General features: G+C 64.9%; 12 protein-coding genes. 7 read left to right on the plus strand and 5 right to left on the minus strand.

All coding sequences use genetic code 11. From position 1 onward, the window contains the following. Nucleotides 1-44 precede the first annotated feature (44 nt). Together R2C4_RS18395 and ade are read right to left on the minus strand one after the other, a co-directional pair. A complete protein-coding gene (locus tag R2C4_RS18395) occupies nt 45-1,511 on the minus strand; it encodes an AMP nucleosidase (protein ID WP_141891704.1) in 1,467 nt (488 codons plus the stop codon). Continuing rightward, on the minus strand, nt 1,508-3,310 hold the full coding sequence (ade, locus tag R2C4_RS18400) for an adenine deaminase (protein ID WP_141891705.1): 1,803 nt from the start codon (nt 3,308-3,310) through the stop codon (nt 1,508-1,510). The genes R2C4_RS18395 and ade overlap by 4 nt, the downstream gene beginning before the upstream one ends. A gap of 165 nt (nt 3,311-3,475) precedes the next feature. Between ade and R2C4_RS18405 the strand changes: the two genes are divergently transcribed. Together R2C4_RS18405 and R2C4_RS18410 are read left to right on the plus strand one after the other, a co-directional pair. Then, nucleotides 3,476-3,898, plus strand: coding sequence for a VOC family protein (locus tag R2C4_RS18405; protein ID WP_141891706.1), 423 nt, complete (start codon nt 3,476-3,478; stop codon nt 3,896-3,898). Nucleotides 3,899-3,981: 83 nt separating this feature from the next. Beyond that, entirely contained in the window at nt 3,982-5,172 is a 1,191-nt protein-coding gene (locus tag R2C4_RS18410) for a hypothetical protein (protein ID WP_208764506.1), read from the plus strand. 21 nt (nt 5,173-5,193) lie between these two features. On the opposite strand, the gene R2C4_RS18415 is transcribed toward R2C4_RS18410, so the two are convergent. After that, on the minus strand, nt 5,194-6,153 hold the full coding sequence (locus tag R2C4_RS18415; protein WP_141891707.1) for a GlxA family transcriptional regulator: 960 nt from the start codon (nt 6,151-6,153) through the stop codon (nt 5,194-5,196). A 79-nt stretch (nt 6,154-6,232) separates the two neighbouring features. On the opposite strand from R2C4_RS18415, the gene R2C4_RS18420 reads away from it, so the two are divergent. The 4 genes from R2C4_RS18420 (at nt 6,233) to R2C4_RS18435 (ending at nt 10,829) form a co-directional block, all read left to right on the plus strand. Next, nucleotides 6,233-7,396, plus strand: a complete 1,164-nt coding sequence (locus tag R2C4_RS18420; RefSeq protein WP_141891708.1) for an acyl-CoA dehydrogenase family protein — start codon at nt 6,233-6,235, stop codon at nt 7,394-7,396. Nucleotides 7,397-7,399: 3 nt separating this feature from the next. Further along, nucleotides 7,400-7,708 carry an Rdx family protein gene (locus R2C4_RS18425; RefSeq protein ID WP_141891709.1) on the plus strand — a complete coding sequence of 103 codons (309 nt, stop codon included), beginning with the start codon at nt 7,400-7,402 and terminating at the stop codon, nt 7,706-7,708. Nucleotides 7,709-7,950: 242 nt separating this feature from the next. Beyond that, a complete protein-coding gene (locus R2C4_RS18430; RefSeq protein ID WP_141891710.1) occupies nt 7,951-9,981 on the plus strand; it encodes an acetate--CoA ligase family protein in 2,031 nt (676 codons plus the stop codon). Between the two features lie 50 nt (nt 9,982-10,031). Next, nucleotides 10,032-10,829 (plus strand): carnitinyl-CoA dehydratase, encoded by a 798-nt coding sequence (locus R2C4_RS18435; RefSeq protein WP_141891711.1) that lies wholly within the window; start codon nt 10,032-10,034, stop codon nt 10,827-10,829. A gap of 225 nt (nt 10,830-11,054) precedes the next feature. Here R2C4_RS18435 and R2C4_RS18440 read toward each other — a convergent pair whose 3' ends face one another. Beyond that, nucleotides 11,055-11,690, minus strand: a complete 636-nt coding sequence (locus R2C4_RS18440) for a class I SAM-dependent DNA methyltransferase (RefSeq protein ID WP_141891712.1) — start codon at nt 11,688-11,690, stop codon at nt 11,055-11,057. Nucleotides 11,691-11,763: 73 nt separating this feature from the next. On the opposite strand from R2C4_RS18440, the gene R2C4_RS18445 reads away from it, so the two are divergent. Beyond that, nucleotides 11,764-12,633, plus strand: coding sequence for an SDR family oxidoreductase (locus R2C4_RS18445; RefSeq protein ID WP_141891713.1), 870 nt, complete (start codon nt 11,764-11,766; stop codon nt 12,631-12,633). A gap of 75 nt (nt 12,634-12,708) precedes the next feature. Here R2C4_RS18445 and dxs read toward each other — a convergent pair whose 3' ends face one another. Beyond that, nucleotides 12,709-14,637, minus strand: coding sequence for a 1-deoxy-D-xylulose-5-phosphate synthase (gene dxs, locus R2C4_RS18450; RefSeq protein WP_141891714.1), 1,929 nt, complete (start codon nt 14,635-14,637; stop codon nt 12,709-12,711). Nucleotides 14,638-14,662: the final 25 nt, after the last annotated feature.

Below are 14,662 nucleotides of genomic sequence, written 5' to 3' on the forward strand. Positions count from 1 at the left end.
AGGGAAAACAGGCATTTTTTGCCGGAAAACAGCGAAAATCAGCCTTAAAGGAAGGCGGTTTCGTCGAACGAACGCAATTTCCGGCTGTGCAGCCGCTCCAAAGGCATGCCGCGCAAACGCTCCATTGCTCTTATGCCGATTTGCAGATGGCGTGCAACCTGGGTCCGGTAAAAGTCCGACGCCATGCCCGGCAGCTTCAGCTCGCCGTGCAGCGGTTTGTCAGAAACGCAGAGCAGCGTGCCGTAGGGCACCCGGAAGCGGTAGCCGTTGGCGGCGATGGTGGCGCTTTCCATGTCCAGCGCGATGGCGCGGGATTGGGACAGGCGCTGCACCGGGCCGGACTGGTCGCGCAGTTCCCAGTTGCGGTTGTCGATGGTGGCGACAGTGCCGGTGCGCATGATCCGCTTGAGGTCAAAGCCTTCGTATTCGGTGATCTCCGCCACCGCTTCCTCCAGCGCGACCTGGATTTCGGCCAGGGCCGGGATCGGGGTCCAGATCGGCAGGTCGTCGTCCAGCACGTGGTCTTCGCGCAGGTAGCCATGCGCCAGCACGAAGTCCCCCAGCGCCTGGGTATTCCGCAGGCCCGCGCAATGGCCGACCATCAGCCAGGCGTGCGGGCGCAGCACCGCAATGTGGTCGGTGGCGGTCTTGGCGTTGGAGGGGCCGACGCCGATGTTGACCAGGGTGATGCCGTTCCCGTCGTCCCGCTTCAAGTGATAGGTCGGCATCTGCGGCAGCTTGGCGATGTCCGGGATCTTTGCCGATGGATCGGTGATCTGGTGATCGCCGGTGCTGACAAAGCTGGTGTAGCCGGAATTGGGGTCCGCCAGCTGGGCGCGGGCATAGGCTTCGAATTCGGCCACGTAGAACTGGTAGTTGGTGAACAGCACGTGGTTCTGGAAATGCTCGGTGCTGGTGGCGGTGTAATGGGTCAGCCGGGCCAGCGAGTAGTCGACGCGCTGGGCGGTGAACAGCGACAGCGGGCCGATGCCGTTGGCCGGCTGGTAGGTGCCGTTGACGATGTCGTCGTTGGTGGTCGACAGGTCCGGCACATCAAAGACGTCGCGCAGGGTGAAACCGGCGGCGCCGTCCTGGGGCACGGTGAGATCCGGGCGCGAGGCGACCGCAAAATGCACCGGGATCGGGGTGGCCGACACGCCGATGGTCACCGGCTGGCCGTGGTTGCGGATCAGGAGGCCGATCTGCTGGATCAGGTAATTGCGGAACAGGTCCGGCCGCGTCACCGTGGTGGCATAGGTGCCGGGCGCAGAGACATGGCCGAAGCTGAGGCGGCTGTCCACCTGGGCGAAGGTCAGGGTGGAAAAGCGGATCTCCGGGTAAAAGGCGCGGATGCGCTGGTTGTCCGGCGCGCCGTCGGCCATCGCCCGGGAGAACTCCTCGCAGATGAAGCCGGTGGCCTGCCGGTACAGCAACTCCAGCCGGTCGACGGCCTCGGTCGCGTCGTTGAAGCTTTCGTCCGGCGGATGGCCGGGGTGTTTTGTTGTTATCATTGCACGGGCTCGATCACCGGAATTTTCTGGAAAGTGCGGACGTCGACAAGGCCCAGGTCGGAAATCCGGAGTTCCGGGATCACCACCAGCGCCAGCAGCGAATGCTGCATATAGGCGTTGTTCAGGCTGCAGCCGCAGGCCTGCATCGCCTCAACCATCTTCTGCGCCTTGGCGGCGACATCGGTTGCGGGGCTGTCGGACATCAGGCCTGCGATCGGAAGCTCAATCAGAGCAAGCTCCTCACCATCCTTATAAAGGGTAATGCCGCCGCCCGCCTCGGCAAGCCGGTTGGCGGCCAGCGCCATCTGTTCGCGGTCGGTGCCGACCACGATCATGTGATGGCTGTCATGCGCCACGGTGGAGGCCATCGCCATCTTGCCGGTATAGCCGAAGCCCGAGACAAAGGCATTGGTGACGCCGCCAGTGGCGCGGTGGCGCTCGACCAGGGCGATCTGGCAGACATCGCCGCTGCCCTCGACCAGCCCGTCCACCACCGGCAGCTCCGCCTGCAGCGCCTTGGTCGGGGCCTGGTTTTCCACCACGCCAATCACATTGGCGGTGACCGCATTGGCGCCTTCGGGCGCGGTGAGTTCAAAATCCTGCGCTGTTAGCTCATGCCCCAGATGGACGGTGCCGCGGGCGCTGGCGGGCCAGTCGTAATGCGGGCAATCTACCTTGATAGAGCCTGATTCCGCCACGATTTGCCCGCGGGCGATCACCACTTCTATGGGCAGTTCGGTGAGGCTTGAGGTCAGGATCACATCGGCGCGCCGCCCGGGGGTGATGGAGCCGATCTCCCGCTCCAGCCCGAAATGGGTGGCGGTGTTGATGGTGGCCATCTGCAGGGCGACAACCGGGTCGCAGCCGCAGGCAATGGCGTGGCGCACCACCCGGTTCATGTGGCCGTCATTGACCAGTGTGCCCGAATGGCAATCGTCGGTGCAGAGGATGAAGTTGCGCGGATCGAGGCCCTTCTTGGTCACCGCGGTGATCTGGCTTTCGACGTCATACCAGGCAGAGCCCAGCCGCATCATCGAGCGCATCCCCTGGCGCACCCGGGCGATGGCGTCGGCTTCGCAGGTGCCTTCATGGTCATCCGCCGGGCCGCCCGCCACATAGGCCGCAAAATCCGGGCCGAGGTCGGGGGAGGCATAGTGGCCGCCCACCGTCTTGCCCGCGCGCTGAGTGGCGGCGATTTCGGCCAGCATCTTGGGGTCGGCATTGGCGACGCCGGGGAAGTTCATCATCTCGCCCAGACCGATGATTCCGGGCCAGTTCATAGCCTCTTCCACATCCTCGGCGGAGATTTCGTAACCTGTGGTCTCCAGCCCCGGTGCGGAGGGCGCGCAGCTGGGCATCTGGGTGAAGATGTTTACGGGCTGCATCAGCGCTTCGTCATGCATGTAGCGCACGCCGTCCAGACCCAGCACATTGGCAATCTCATGCGGGTCGGTGAACATCGAGGTAGTGCCATGCGGGATCACCGCGCGGGCAAATTCCGCGGGGGTCAGCATGCCGCTTTCAATATGCATGTGGGCATCGCACAGGCCGGGGATCATGTAGCGGCCGTTGGCCTCGATGATCTGCGTCTTTGGCCCGGTGCAATAGGAGGCATCCGGCCCGACATAGGCGATACGGCCCGCCTTGATCGCAATATCATGGTCCGGCAGCTGCTCGCGGGTGTGGACGTTGACCCAGATGCCCTTGCGGATCACCGTGTCGGCCGGCGCGCGGCCTGCGGCGACTTCGATCAATTGCGGGGCGGTGTCGGGCCAGCTTGGGAAAATGTTATCTGACATAATCCAATTGTTCCGATTGCAGGCGGGAAGGCAAGCGGATTGCTTGCATTGCCATCAAAGCTTCATGCGGGCGGTGGAAAGGCACCGAAGACTGACGCATTTGGCATTGCCGCGGCAGAACGATCGCTTGCAGGATGGTTCTGCTGTTCTTGGAGAGGGCCTGGCATGGACTACCAAACGGTGGATGGAGACAGCTTCGGACGGTCCCTGAGCGGGATCGGGATCAATCTGCTAGTGCGGGATGTTCCGGCAGAAGTTGCCTTTTTAGAGACTGTTTTGGGCATGAAGGGCCATCAGGTGACGCAGGATTTTGCCATCGTTACCTATGGCGGACAGGTCTTTCAGCTGCACAGAGACGGGACCTATGCGGAAAATCCGCTGCTGGGGCTGCTGCCGGAAACCCCGCCGCGCGGCGCCGGGATCGAGATCCGCCTGTATGATACCGATCCGGATGAGGCCGTGGCGCGGGCGGAGGCAGCGGGGGTCATCATCCTGCAGGCGCCCGCGGACAAGCCGCACGGCCTGCGCGAGGCCTACATCCTGTGTGATAACGGCTACGCCTGGGTGCCCAGCCGGCCCAAGGGGTAAGCGGCGGGAATTCCTCCCCTTTCGCTGCGGCGATGGCCGGTCCATGCTGGGCGGAACCGTTTGGATGCCGCGAGGGACCGCTGATGCACGCCATTGCCGATACAACTGCCTTGGTCGAGGAAGGGGTGCTGACCCCGGATCAGGCCCGCACCATCGAGGCGCGCTCGCGCGAAGTGATGGTGTCGCTGGCGGTGAATGCGATCCTGTGTTTCGGGATCATCGCCGCCACTGCCGGGTTCATCTTCTGGCTGGCGGACCCGCTGGCGGTGGCAGTGACCGGCATCCTGATGCTGGGCGGCGGGCTGGCGGTGCTGGCGCGCGGCGGCGAGATGTTGCGGATGTTCGGCAATTCCGCCACGCTGATCGGCGCGGGCATGCTGATGGGCGGCGCCGGGATCGAGCTGGTGGACAAATACGAGGACATCGCCGGCTGGGTGATGCTGCCCGCCGGCGCGCTGGTGGCGCTGATCTGCACTTGGCGCTGGCGGCACGGGGCCTGGTCCACGGGGTTTGTGCTGGGCGCGATCCTGCTGATGGGGCTGGCCATGCATCTTGCGGCGATCGAGCTGCTGCTGCAGCAATACGGCATCGGCTCGCCGCTGCGGAACCTGGCACTGCTGTATTATGCGGCGGCGCTGGCCCTGGCAGGCTGGCAGGTTGATGTGCGCTTTGTCACCGCGCTGGCGATTGCGCCCTTTGCACAGATGCTGGAGACCGGCACCGGCTATTTCCATGCGGCTTATGTGTTCTATTCGCCGGAATCGACGCTGACGATCCTGCAGATGGTGCTGCTGATCGTGTTCTGTGTCTGGGGCGCGTCCCGGCTGGCTGAGCGCGACGCCCGGCATCTGCGCATCCTGGCGATCCTGGGGTTTGTGGTTGCAAACCTCTGCGCGCTGGTCGGCTCGCTGTGGGGGGATGTCGTTGGCGAAACCGTCTGGGGCCCGGGCCGCTTCAGCGATGGCTACGAGGACTGGGACGCCTTTTCTGCCGCCCGCGATGCCTTCCGCGACAGCGCGCTGTTCATTTCCGAGAACGTCTATTCGGTGCTGTGGGCGGTGGTGCTGGCGGCGGTTATCTTCTGGGCGGCGCAGCGGCATCAGCGCGGGCTGTTCAACGCGGCGCTGACCTTTGCCGCGATCCATGCCTATACGCAGATCTTCGAATCCTTCGCGGATGAGCCGCTGGCCTATGTGATCGGCGGTCTGGCCGCGATCCCGCTGGCCTGGGGATTGTGGCGGCTGAACCAGTGGATGGCCGCCAAACAGGGCTAACGGTGGGCGGAATCGCCCACCCTACGTAGGGTGGGCAATTTGCCCACCACCGCGCAAGGTCCGCGGAGTGACACCAAACTCCGCTTTGAACGCCCGCGTGAGGGCGCTCGGGTCGTCATAGCCGCAGCGCAGGGCAATCTCCGATACGCTCAAAACAGTCTCTAACACGAGCTTTCTGGCCTGTATCAACCGCAGCCGACGGTAGACGGCCTGCGGCGTTGCCCCCAGTTCGGCCTTCATCCGGGCCTCCAGACCCTTCTGGCTGCGGCCTGCTTTCCTGGCCACGGCAGCAATCGGCAAGGGCGCTTCCAAGTTAGCCTGCATCACCGCAACCGCGCGGGCCACGGACTTGCCGCGCACCAGGATCGGGTCCTGTGTCTCCGTCGCCTCGGGCGCCATGAACAGGGCGGCGACCTCCAGCCGCAGGGCGGCGCCGTGCTGCTCGCCAATCAGCTCCATCATGGTGTCAAAGGCGGCAAGCGCGCCGGTGCAGGTGATGCGGTTGCCATCCCAAACCTGGCGGGCGCGTTCGGCCTGGACCTCAGGGAAAGCCTCGGTGAAGCGGCCCAGCTCCTCCCAATGGATTGTGGCCCGCCGCCCGTCCAGCAGCCCGGCGCCTGCCAGCAGCCAGGCGCCGGTGTCAAACCCCGCCAGTCGCTTGTAGCGGCGCGCGGCGGACTTAAGCGCCCGGGCGGTGGCCACGGTGGCATGGCGCAGGAAGTCATAAGACGGCATCGCGATCAGCAAATCGCCGCTGCATTCGCCTAGCTGCCCATGCGCCCGCACCTCCATGCCGGACGAGGACACCGCCGGTGCGCCGTCCAGAGTCAGGAACCGCCAGGCATAGGCCTGCCGCCCGGCAAAGGTGTTGGCCGCCCGCAGCGGCTCCACCGTGTTGGCCAGGCAATGGGCGGAGAAGGCGTCAAACAGCAGCACATCAATTTGCTGCAACGCAGCAGTATCTTTTGTCCAATTCCGCATGATTATTTCTATCTCTGCACGATAGGCGCACGCAAGCGGCGTACTCTGATCCGCAACAGATTTGCCAAGGAAGACCGCCATGCAGTTCGGGATGACCGAAGAACAGTCTATGATCGTCGAAACCACCCGCGCCTTTGTGGAAAAGGAGCTCTATCCGCATGAGGCGGAGATCGAGCGCACTGGCCATTTGGACATGGATGTGATCCGCGATGTGCAGAAGAAGGCGATGGAAGCCGGGCTCTATGCGGCCAACATGCCCGAGGAGGTGGGCGGTGCCGGCCTCGATACCCTGACCTGGCTGATGTACGAAAAGGAACTGGGCCGTGCCAATTACGCGCTGCACTGGACCGGCGTTGCGCGCCCGTCGAATATCCTGCTGGCCGGCACACAGGAGCAGAAAGAAAAGTACCTGTTTCCCTGCATGAAGGGAGAGAAATGGGATTGCCTCGCGATGACAGAGCCGGATGCAGGTTCCGACCTGCGCGGCATGAAGGCGACTGCGCGCAAGGATGGCGATGACTGGATCCTGAACGGCACCAAGCATTTCATCAGCCACGCGGACATTGCCGATTTCGCCATCTGCTTCATGGCCACCGGGGTCGAGGACACGCCGCGCGGGCCCAAGAAGAAGATCACCGCCTTCTTCGTCGACAAGGGCACGCCGGGATTTGAGGTGCGCGACGGCTACGGCAACGTCAGCCACCGCGGCTATACAAACTCGGTGCTGGAGTTTGACGATTGCCGCCTGCCGTCCTCTGCCATTCTGGGTGAGGCGGACAAAGGGTTCGAGGTTGCCAACACCTGGCTGGGCGCCACCCGCCTGCAAGTGGCCGCCACCTGCCTGGGACGTGCTGAGCGCGCACTGCAACACTCGGTGGAATACGCCGCCGAGCGCAAGCAGTTCGGCCAGCAGATCGGCAAGTTCCAGGGCATTTCCTTCAAGCTGGCCGACATGGCGTTGGAGCTGAAGGCGGCGAACCTCCTGACCTGGGAAGCTGGCTGGAAGTTCGATCAGGGCACTGTGACTGAGGCCGACATGTCGATGGCCAAGCTGAAGGCAACCGAGATGCTGGCCTTTGTCGCCGATGAGGCGATCCAGATTCACGGCGGCATGGGGCTGATGGATGAACTGCCGCTGGAACGCATCTGGCGCGACGCGCGGGTGGAGCGTATCTGGGAAGGCACCAGTGAAATCCAGCGGCACATCATCAGCCGCGAGATGCTGCGCGCCGTCGGAGGCTGATCCATGACCGGGTCCGGGAAACCCCCAGAGAAACCTACCGTTACCATTACCTACTGCACCGGCTGCAACTGGCTGCTGCGGGCCGGCTGGATGGCGCAGGAGCTGCTGCAGACCTTCCAGGGCACCTTGGGCGGGGTGACACTGGTTCCCGGAGACACGGGCGGGATCTTCGAAATCCATGTTGACAAGGAACTGGTCTGGGACCGCAAGCGGGACGGCGGCTTTCCGGATGCGAAAGAGCTGAAGACCCGCGTGCGCGACCGGATTGACCCGGACCGGGATCTGGGCCATCTCGACCGGCCTGCACCTTGAAACCCGGCAGTTTTTCGCCTTCGGCGAGGATATTTGAAGGCCAGAAGAAGAATGAAACCAGATCCAGCCCCCGGAGGGCAGCGCCGCAACCGGGGGGCTTCTCCTGGCGCGGTCATCGGCGTCCCCGCCTGTACCGCGCAACCAGCGTTGCCGCTTCTGGTTAATAAAACCATGTGCTTCTTCTGGCTGAAAATATCCCCGCCGGAGGCTTCCGAACTCTCAACCAGCGGAACCGCTATAGTATGACACGCGACCTTTCCCGCCTTTTCCGTCCCAAATCCATAGCTGTGATCGGCGGCGGCGCGTGGTGCCGCCTGGTGATTGAGCAGTGCCGGAAGATGGGGTTCGACGGCGCCATCTGGCCGGTCCATCCCAAGGCCGAAGACGTCGCGGGCCTGCCTGCCTTCAAGGACGCGGACAGCCTGCCGGAGGCGCCGGACGCGGCCTTTATCGGGGTGAACCGCTTTGCCACAATCGAAGTGGTACGGGCGCTGTCGGCCCGCGGCGCCGGCGGGGCGGTGTGCTTTGCGTCCGGCTTTCTGGAGGCCGCGGCCGAGGACGCTGAAGGCGCGAACCTGCAGGCGCAGCTTCTGGACGCGGCGGGGGAGATGCCGTTTCTCGGTCCCAATTGCTATGGCTTCATCAACTATCTGGACGGTGCGTTGTTGTGGCCGGACCAGCATGGCGGGCAGCGGGCGGAGAAAGGCGTGGCCCTGGTCACCCAAAGCTCCAACATCGCCATCAACCTTACCATGCAGAAGCGCGGGCTGCCGCTGGCCTATGTGGTCACCGCTGGCAACCAGGCGCAGTCGGGTATTGCCGCCATTGGCGAGGCGCTGCTGGAAGACGACCGCGTCACTGCGCTGGGTCTGCATATCGAGGGCTTTGGCGATCTGCGTGCGTTTGAGGCGCTGGCTGCCCGCGCCCGCGAGCTGGGTAAGCCGATTGTCGCACTGAAGGTCGGCAAATCGGCTGAGGCCCGGGCTGCAACGGTTTCCCATACCGCCTCGCTTGCGGGCGGTGATGCGGGGGCGGGGGCTTTGCTCGCTCGCCTCGGCATTCCGCGTCTCGAGGATCTGCCATCTTTTCTGGAGACCTTGAAGCTGCTGCATGTGACGGGGCGGCTGCCTTCGAACCGCATCGCGACAATCAGCTGCTCTGGCGGGGAGGCCAGCCTGGCGGCGGACACCGGCCACCCCCGCAACGTCGTGTTTCCGCCCCTGAATGACCGCCAGAAAACCGACCTGCGCAACGCGCTTGGGCCGATGGTGGCATTGGCGAACCCGCTCGACTACCACACTTATATCTGGCGCGACAGCGAGGCGATGACCAAAGCCTTCTCGGCCATGATGGATCCGCAGCTGGCGATGACCATGCTGATCGTCGACTTCCCGCGCGAGGACCGCTGCGATGCATCGGACTGGGAGTGCACCATTCAGGCCGCCATCGGTTCGCGCGAGCGGACCGGGGCCAATGTCGGCCTCGTCGCCACTCTGCCGGAACTGCTGCCGGAGGCCGTGGCGGCCCGGCTGATGGAAGCAGGCGTAGTGCCTTTCTGCGGCCTGAGCGAAGCGATTGCCGCCTGTGAGGCCGCCAGCCTGCCGCTGCCGGAAACACCTGTGCCGCTGCTGCTGCCGACGCCGGCTGTAGAGCCGGATCTGGTGCCCGAAGCCGATGCCAAGTGGCAACTGGCAAGCTACGGGTTGCGTGTTCCCCGGTCCAAACGGGCGGCCTCTGCCACCAATGCCCGTGCGGTGGCGGTCGATGTCGGCTTCCCGGTGGTGCTGAAGGGCGAAGGCGTCGCGCACAAGACTGAAGCGGGGGCTGTGGTGCTGAACCTGAACTCCGGCCAGGAAGTGAGCGATGCCGCCTTCAGCATGCCCGCGTCGCGCTTTCTTGTCGAGGAAATGGTTGCCGGCGCGGTGGCCGAGCTGCTGATCGGCGTGGTCAAGGACCCGGCGCATGGCTTTGTCATGACGCTGGCGGCGGGCGGCACTTTGACTGAGCTGATGGAGGACAGCGCGTCCTTCCTTCTGCCCGCTTCCGATGCGGACATCGAAGCGGCGCTCCAGTCGCTGCGCATCGCAAAACTGCTGGATGGCTACCGCGGCGCCCCGGCGGCAGACCGCGAGGCGATCCTGCGTGCCGTCCGCGCCGTCGAAGCCTATGTCATGGAAAACGCGCTGGGGCTGGAGGAGATCGAGATCAACCCGCTTTTGTGCACGCCGGCGGATGCGGTGGCCGCAGACGCGCTGATGCGGCGGAAATACTAGGGCTTTGGCCCGGAAACAGAACGGCATGTCCCATGCCAGGAGGAGATGAGATGAGCGACAGCCCCGAGAACAGCCCCGTGAAAACCCGCCGTGACGGCGCCATTCTGGAAGTGACCCTGGACCGGCCCAAGGCCAATGCCATTGATCTGAAAACCAGCCGGGTGATGGGCGAGGTGTTCCGCGATTTCCGCGATGATCCGGAACTGCGCGTGGCGATCCTGACCGGCGGCGGCGAAAAGTTCTTTTGCCCGGGCTGGGACCTGAAGGCAGCGGCTGACGGTGATGCGGTGGATGGCGATTACGGCGTCGGCGGTTTTGGCGGGCTGCAGGAGCTGCGCGATATGAACAAGCCGGTGATTGCCGCTGTGAACGGGATCGCCTGCGGCGGCGGGCTGGAGCTGGCGCTGTCGGCCGACATGATCATCGCTGCCGATCACGCCACCTTTGCGCTGCCGGAAATCCGCTCCGGCACCGTTGCGGATGCGGCCAGCGTGAAACTCCCCAAACGCATCCCCTATCACATCGCCATGGAGCTACTGCTGACCGGGCGCTGGTTCGATGCCGAAGAGGCCAACCGCTGGGGCCTGGTGAATGAGATCGTGGCGGCGGATCAGCTGATGGACCGCGCCTGGGAGCTGGCGCGGCTGCTCGCCTCCGGCCCGCCGCTGGTGTATGCGGCGATCAAGGAGATCGTGCGCGATGCCGAGGACAGCAAGTTCCAGGACGCGATGAACCGGATCACCCGGAGGCAGCTGAAAACCGTGGACGTGCTCTATGGTTCCGAGGACAACCTGGAAGGCGCCCGCGCCTTCGCTGAAAAGCGCGATCCGGTCTGGAAGGGGCGCTGACGCGGTACTCCCGCCAGTTGCGGGACATCTGAAGATGCCCCTGCACAGTTGGGCCGGGCGCCGCGCTTGGCGCGGCGCAATCCATTCGCTGAGAAGCTCTTGAGGAGCAGGTCTGCTCCTCAAGCAGCCAGTCCGATTTTGTGATCCGTCAGCACAGCCTCAAGGGCAAGCCGCGCGTGCCGCGCGGAGGCTGCGCCTCCCTTGACCCTGTGCAAACGGCAGGGGCTACACTTTCTGAAACAAGGTGATAAGCGCGGTGTCGTTCTTGTGCGCGCCGGTGGCACCTAGGCCGTAGATCTGCACTTCGGGCAGGGTCAGGTTCCTGATCCATTGCCCGCGCAGCAGCCGGTCGAAGGCGTCAGCAAATCCCGCCTTTTCGTAGAACTTTGCGTTCACCGACAGCGCAAACCAGGCATCGGGCGCGGCCACGCGCAGCAGGGCAGGCAGCACCTCTGGGCCGAGGTGGCCGTGGGTGAAAGTGCCGGAGGACACCACACCGCGGTAGGAACCGCGCGGAACCGGGATGCCCTCCATCAGGTCGGCCTCGATCACGTCGCGGTAGGCGTCCTTGCGCAGGGCTTCGGCCAGCATCGCAGCGCTGATGTCAGTGGCGTCGACGGGTTCGATCCCAAGTGCCCGCAGCGCCTGGCCGCAAAGGCCGGTGCCTGCGCCGGCGTCCAGCACCGGGCCCTCGCCGCCGGCGGCGGCAAAGGCCTTGGCAGTTTGTGCGGGCAGCAGGTAATCCTGACCGGCGGCGAAGTCCTGGTCGTATGTGCCGGCCCAGTCCGCATAGAGCCGCCGTGATTCCTCAGGCGTGCTCAGCGTATAGGCATCGGTCAATCCCGGTGCTTGCTTTTTCATCGGGCCATCAAAGTCGCTTGGGAGATTCGAATCAACCCTTGCACCCCGGCCACCGCCAACGCATCTAGGTGCCATGGGAAGAACACTGCTTTGTCTTGGATTTGGCTATACCGCCCGGGCGCTTGCGCCGCGACTGCAGGCGGACGGCTGGAGGGTTATCGGAACCTCGCGGGATCCCGTGGAGGCCGATGGCGTGGAGATGATCACCTGGCCCGGGCAAGAGGTGCCGCTGGACGGGGTAACGCATATCCTGAATTCGATCGGGCCGAATGCGGAAGGCGACCCGGTGCTGGCGGCGATCGGCAGCAGGATTGCCGCTGCTCCCGGTCTGGAATGGGTGGGCTACCTGTCCACCACCGCGGTTTACGGCCACCACGACGGCGCCTGGGTCGATGAGGACACGCCGGTCACTCCCTCCAGCCAGCGCGGCGACTGGCGGGCCCTGGCGGAGGCGCAATGGCAGGCGATTCCCGGTCTGCCCCTGCATATCTTCCGCCTGGCCGGTATCTATGGCCCCGGCCGCGGCCCCTTTGCCAAGCTGATGGCGGGCAAGGCGCGGCGGATCATCAAGCCGGGGCAGGTGTTTTCCCGCATCCATGTGGACGATATCGCCCAGGTGCTCGCGGCCTCCATCGCGCAGCCTCGGCCGGGGGCGATCTACAACGTCTGCGACGATGATCCGGCCCCGCCGCAGGATGTGCTGGGCCATGCCGCGGAACTGCTGGGTTTGCCCATGCCTGCCGAGGTGCCGTTTGACGAGGCGGGCATGACCCCGATGGCGCGCAGCTTCTATGGTGAGAACAAGCGGGTGCGGAACTGGCGTATCAAGGATGAGCTGGGGGTGGACCTGCTGTATCCGACCTACCGCGAGGGGCTGCGGGCGGTGCTGGAGGCCGAGGACATGGAAAGCTTTGTGCCGCCGGCGGAACCGCCGGGGGTTTAAGGACAAAGGCCGCCTGCACTTGCAGCCCCCGGTCTAAGCCTGCCTACACAGGCTTCCGCCTTGGGATGAAGCCAGTTAGGCCCGCTTTTCGCCAATCGTCGCGACGCCCAGAACCTGCAGCACCTTGGCCTCGATCTGCGGGGCGTTCATCGCGGCCACCTCGTACATGTCCGCCGGGCTGGCCTGGTCGATAAAGGTATCGGGCAACACCATCGAGCGGTACTTGAGCCCGTTGTCAAAAACGCCTTCCTCTGCCAGAAGCTGCGCGACATGCGAGCCGAAACCGCCGACTGCGCCTTCCTCGATGGTGATCAGCGCCTCGTGGTCCGCGGCCAGCTGCAGGATCAGATCGCGGTCCAGCGGCTTGGCAAAGCGGGCGTCGGCGATGGTGGGCGTGATGCCCTTGGCCGCCAGCGCTTCGGCGGCCTTTTTGACCTCGCCCAGCCGGGTACCGAAGGACAAAAGCGCAACGCGCTTGCCCTGCTGGACCATCCTCCCCTTGCCGATTTCCAGTACTTCCGGGGTTTCGGGCATGTCGACACCTTCGCCCTCACCGCGCGGGTAGCGGAAGGCGATGGGGCCGTCGTCATAGGCTGCGGCGGTGGCGACCATATGGGCGAGTTCCGCCTCATCCGCAGCGGCCATCACAACCATGCCCGGCAGGTTGGCCATAAAGGCAATGTCGAAGCTGCCGGCATGGGTGGCGCCATCAGCACCGACCAACCCTGCGCGGTCGATGGCAAAGCGCACCGGCAGGCGCTGGATCGCCACGTCGTGCACGACCTGATCGTAGCCGCGCTGCAGGAAGGTGGAATACATCGCGCAGAACGGCTTCATTCCGCCCGCGGCCAGCGCCGCGGCAAAGGTGACGCCGTGCTGTTCTGCGATGCCCACGTCAAAGCAGCGCGAGGGGTAGCGTTCGGCCATCAGGCTGAGGCCGGTGCCATCTGGCATCGCCGCGGTGACGGCGCAGATCTTGTCGTCCTTGGCGGCCAGCTTGACCAGCTCATTGCCGAAGACCGAAGTGTAGGAGGGCGCGTTGGAGGGCGCCTTTTTCTGCTCGCCAGTCACCATATCGAACTTGGCGGTTGCGTGGCCCTTGTCGCGGGCGCGCTCAGCAGGTCCGTAGCCCTTGCCCTTCTTGGTGAGCACATGGATCAGGATCGGGCCGGTCGCCCGCGCCTTGACGGTGCGCAGGACCGGCAGCAGCTGGTCCATGTCGTGGCCGTCGATGGGGCCGAGGTATGAGAAGCCGAGCGCTTCGAACATCGTGCCGCCGACCGCCATGCCCTTGAGCATATCCTTGGCGCGTTTGGCGCCTTCGCGGAACGGTTCCGGCAACAGCGAGACCGCGCCTTTGGCAGCCGCCTTCAGCTCCTGGAACGGCTCGCCCGCGTAGAGGCGGGACAGATAGGACGACAGCGCGCCCACCGGCGGGGCAATCGACATCTCGTTGTCGTTGAGGATCACGAACAGCCGCTTGCCCAGATGGCCTGCGTTGTTCATCGCCTCAAACGCCATGCCGGCCGACATCGAGCCATCGCCGATCACTGCGATGGCGTCCCCGTTGCCCTCGGGGATCACACCGCCCAGGTCGCGCGCGACGGCAAAGCCAAGCGCGGCACTGATCGAGGTGGAGCTGTGGGCGGCGCCGAACGGGTCATAAGGCGACTCGGAGCGTTTGGTGAAACCGCTGAGCCCGTCCTTCATCCGCAGGGTGCGGATGCGGTCGCGGCGCCCGGTCAGGATCTTGTGCGGGTAGCACTGGTGGGACACGTCCCAGATCACCTTGTCCCGCGGTGTGTCGAATACCGCGTGCAGCGCGGTGGTCAGCTCAACCACGCCAAGGCCCGCGCCCAGATGGCCGCCGGTGACGGAAACCGCGGAAATGGTTTCCTGCCGCAGTTCGTGCGCGACTTGCACCAGCTGCGCATCCGTCAGCCCCTTCAGATCCGCGGGGCGCGTGATCTGATCCAGAAGCGGGGTCTTGGGCCGGTCGGGCATGGTGTCTCCTTGGGCTGCGCCGGGC

It is taken from the genome of Leisingera aquaemixtae, from assembly GCF_006740765.1.
Lineage (GTDB): Bacteria > Pseudomonadota > Alphaproteobacteria > Rhodobacterales > Rhodobacteraceae > Leisingera > Leisingera aquaemixtae.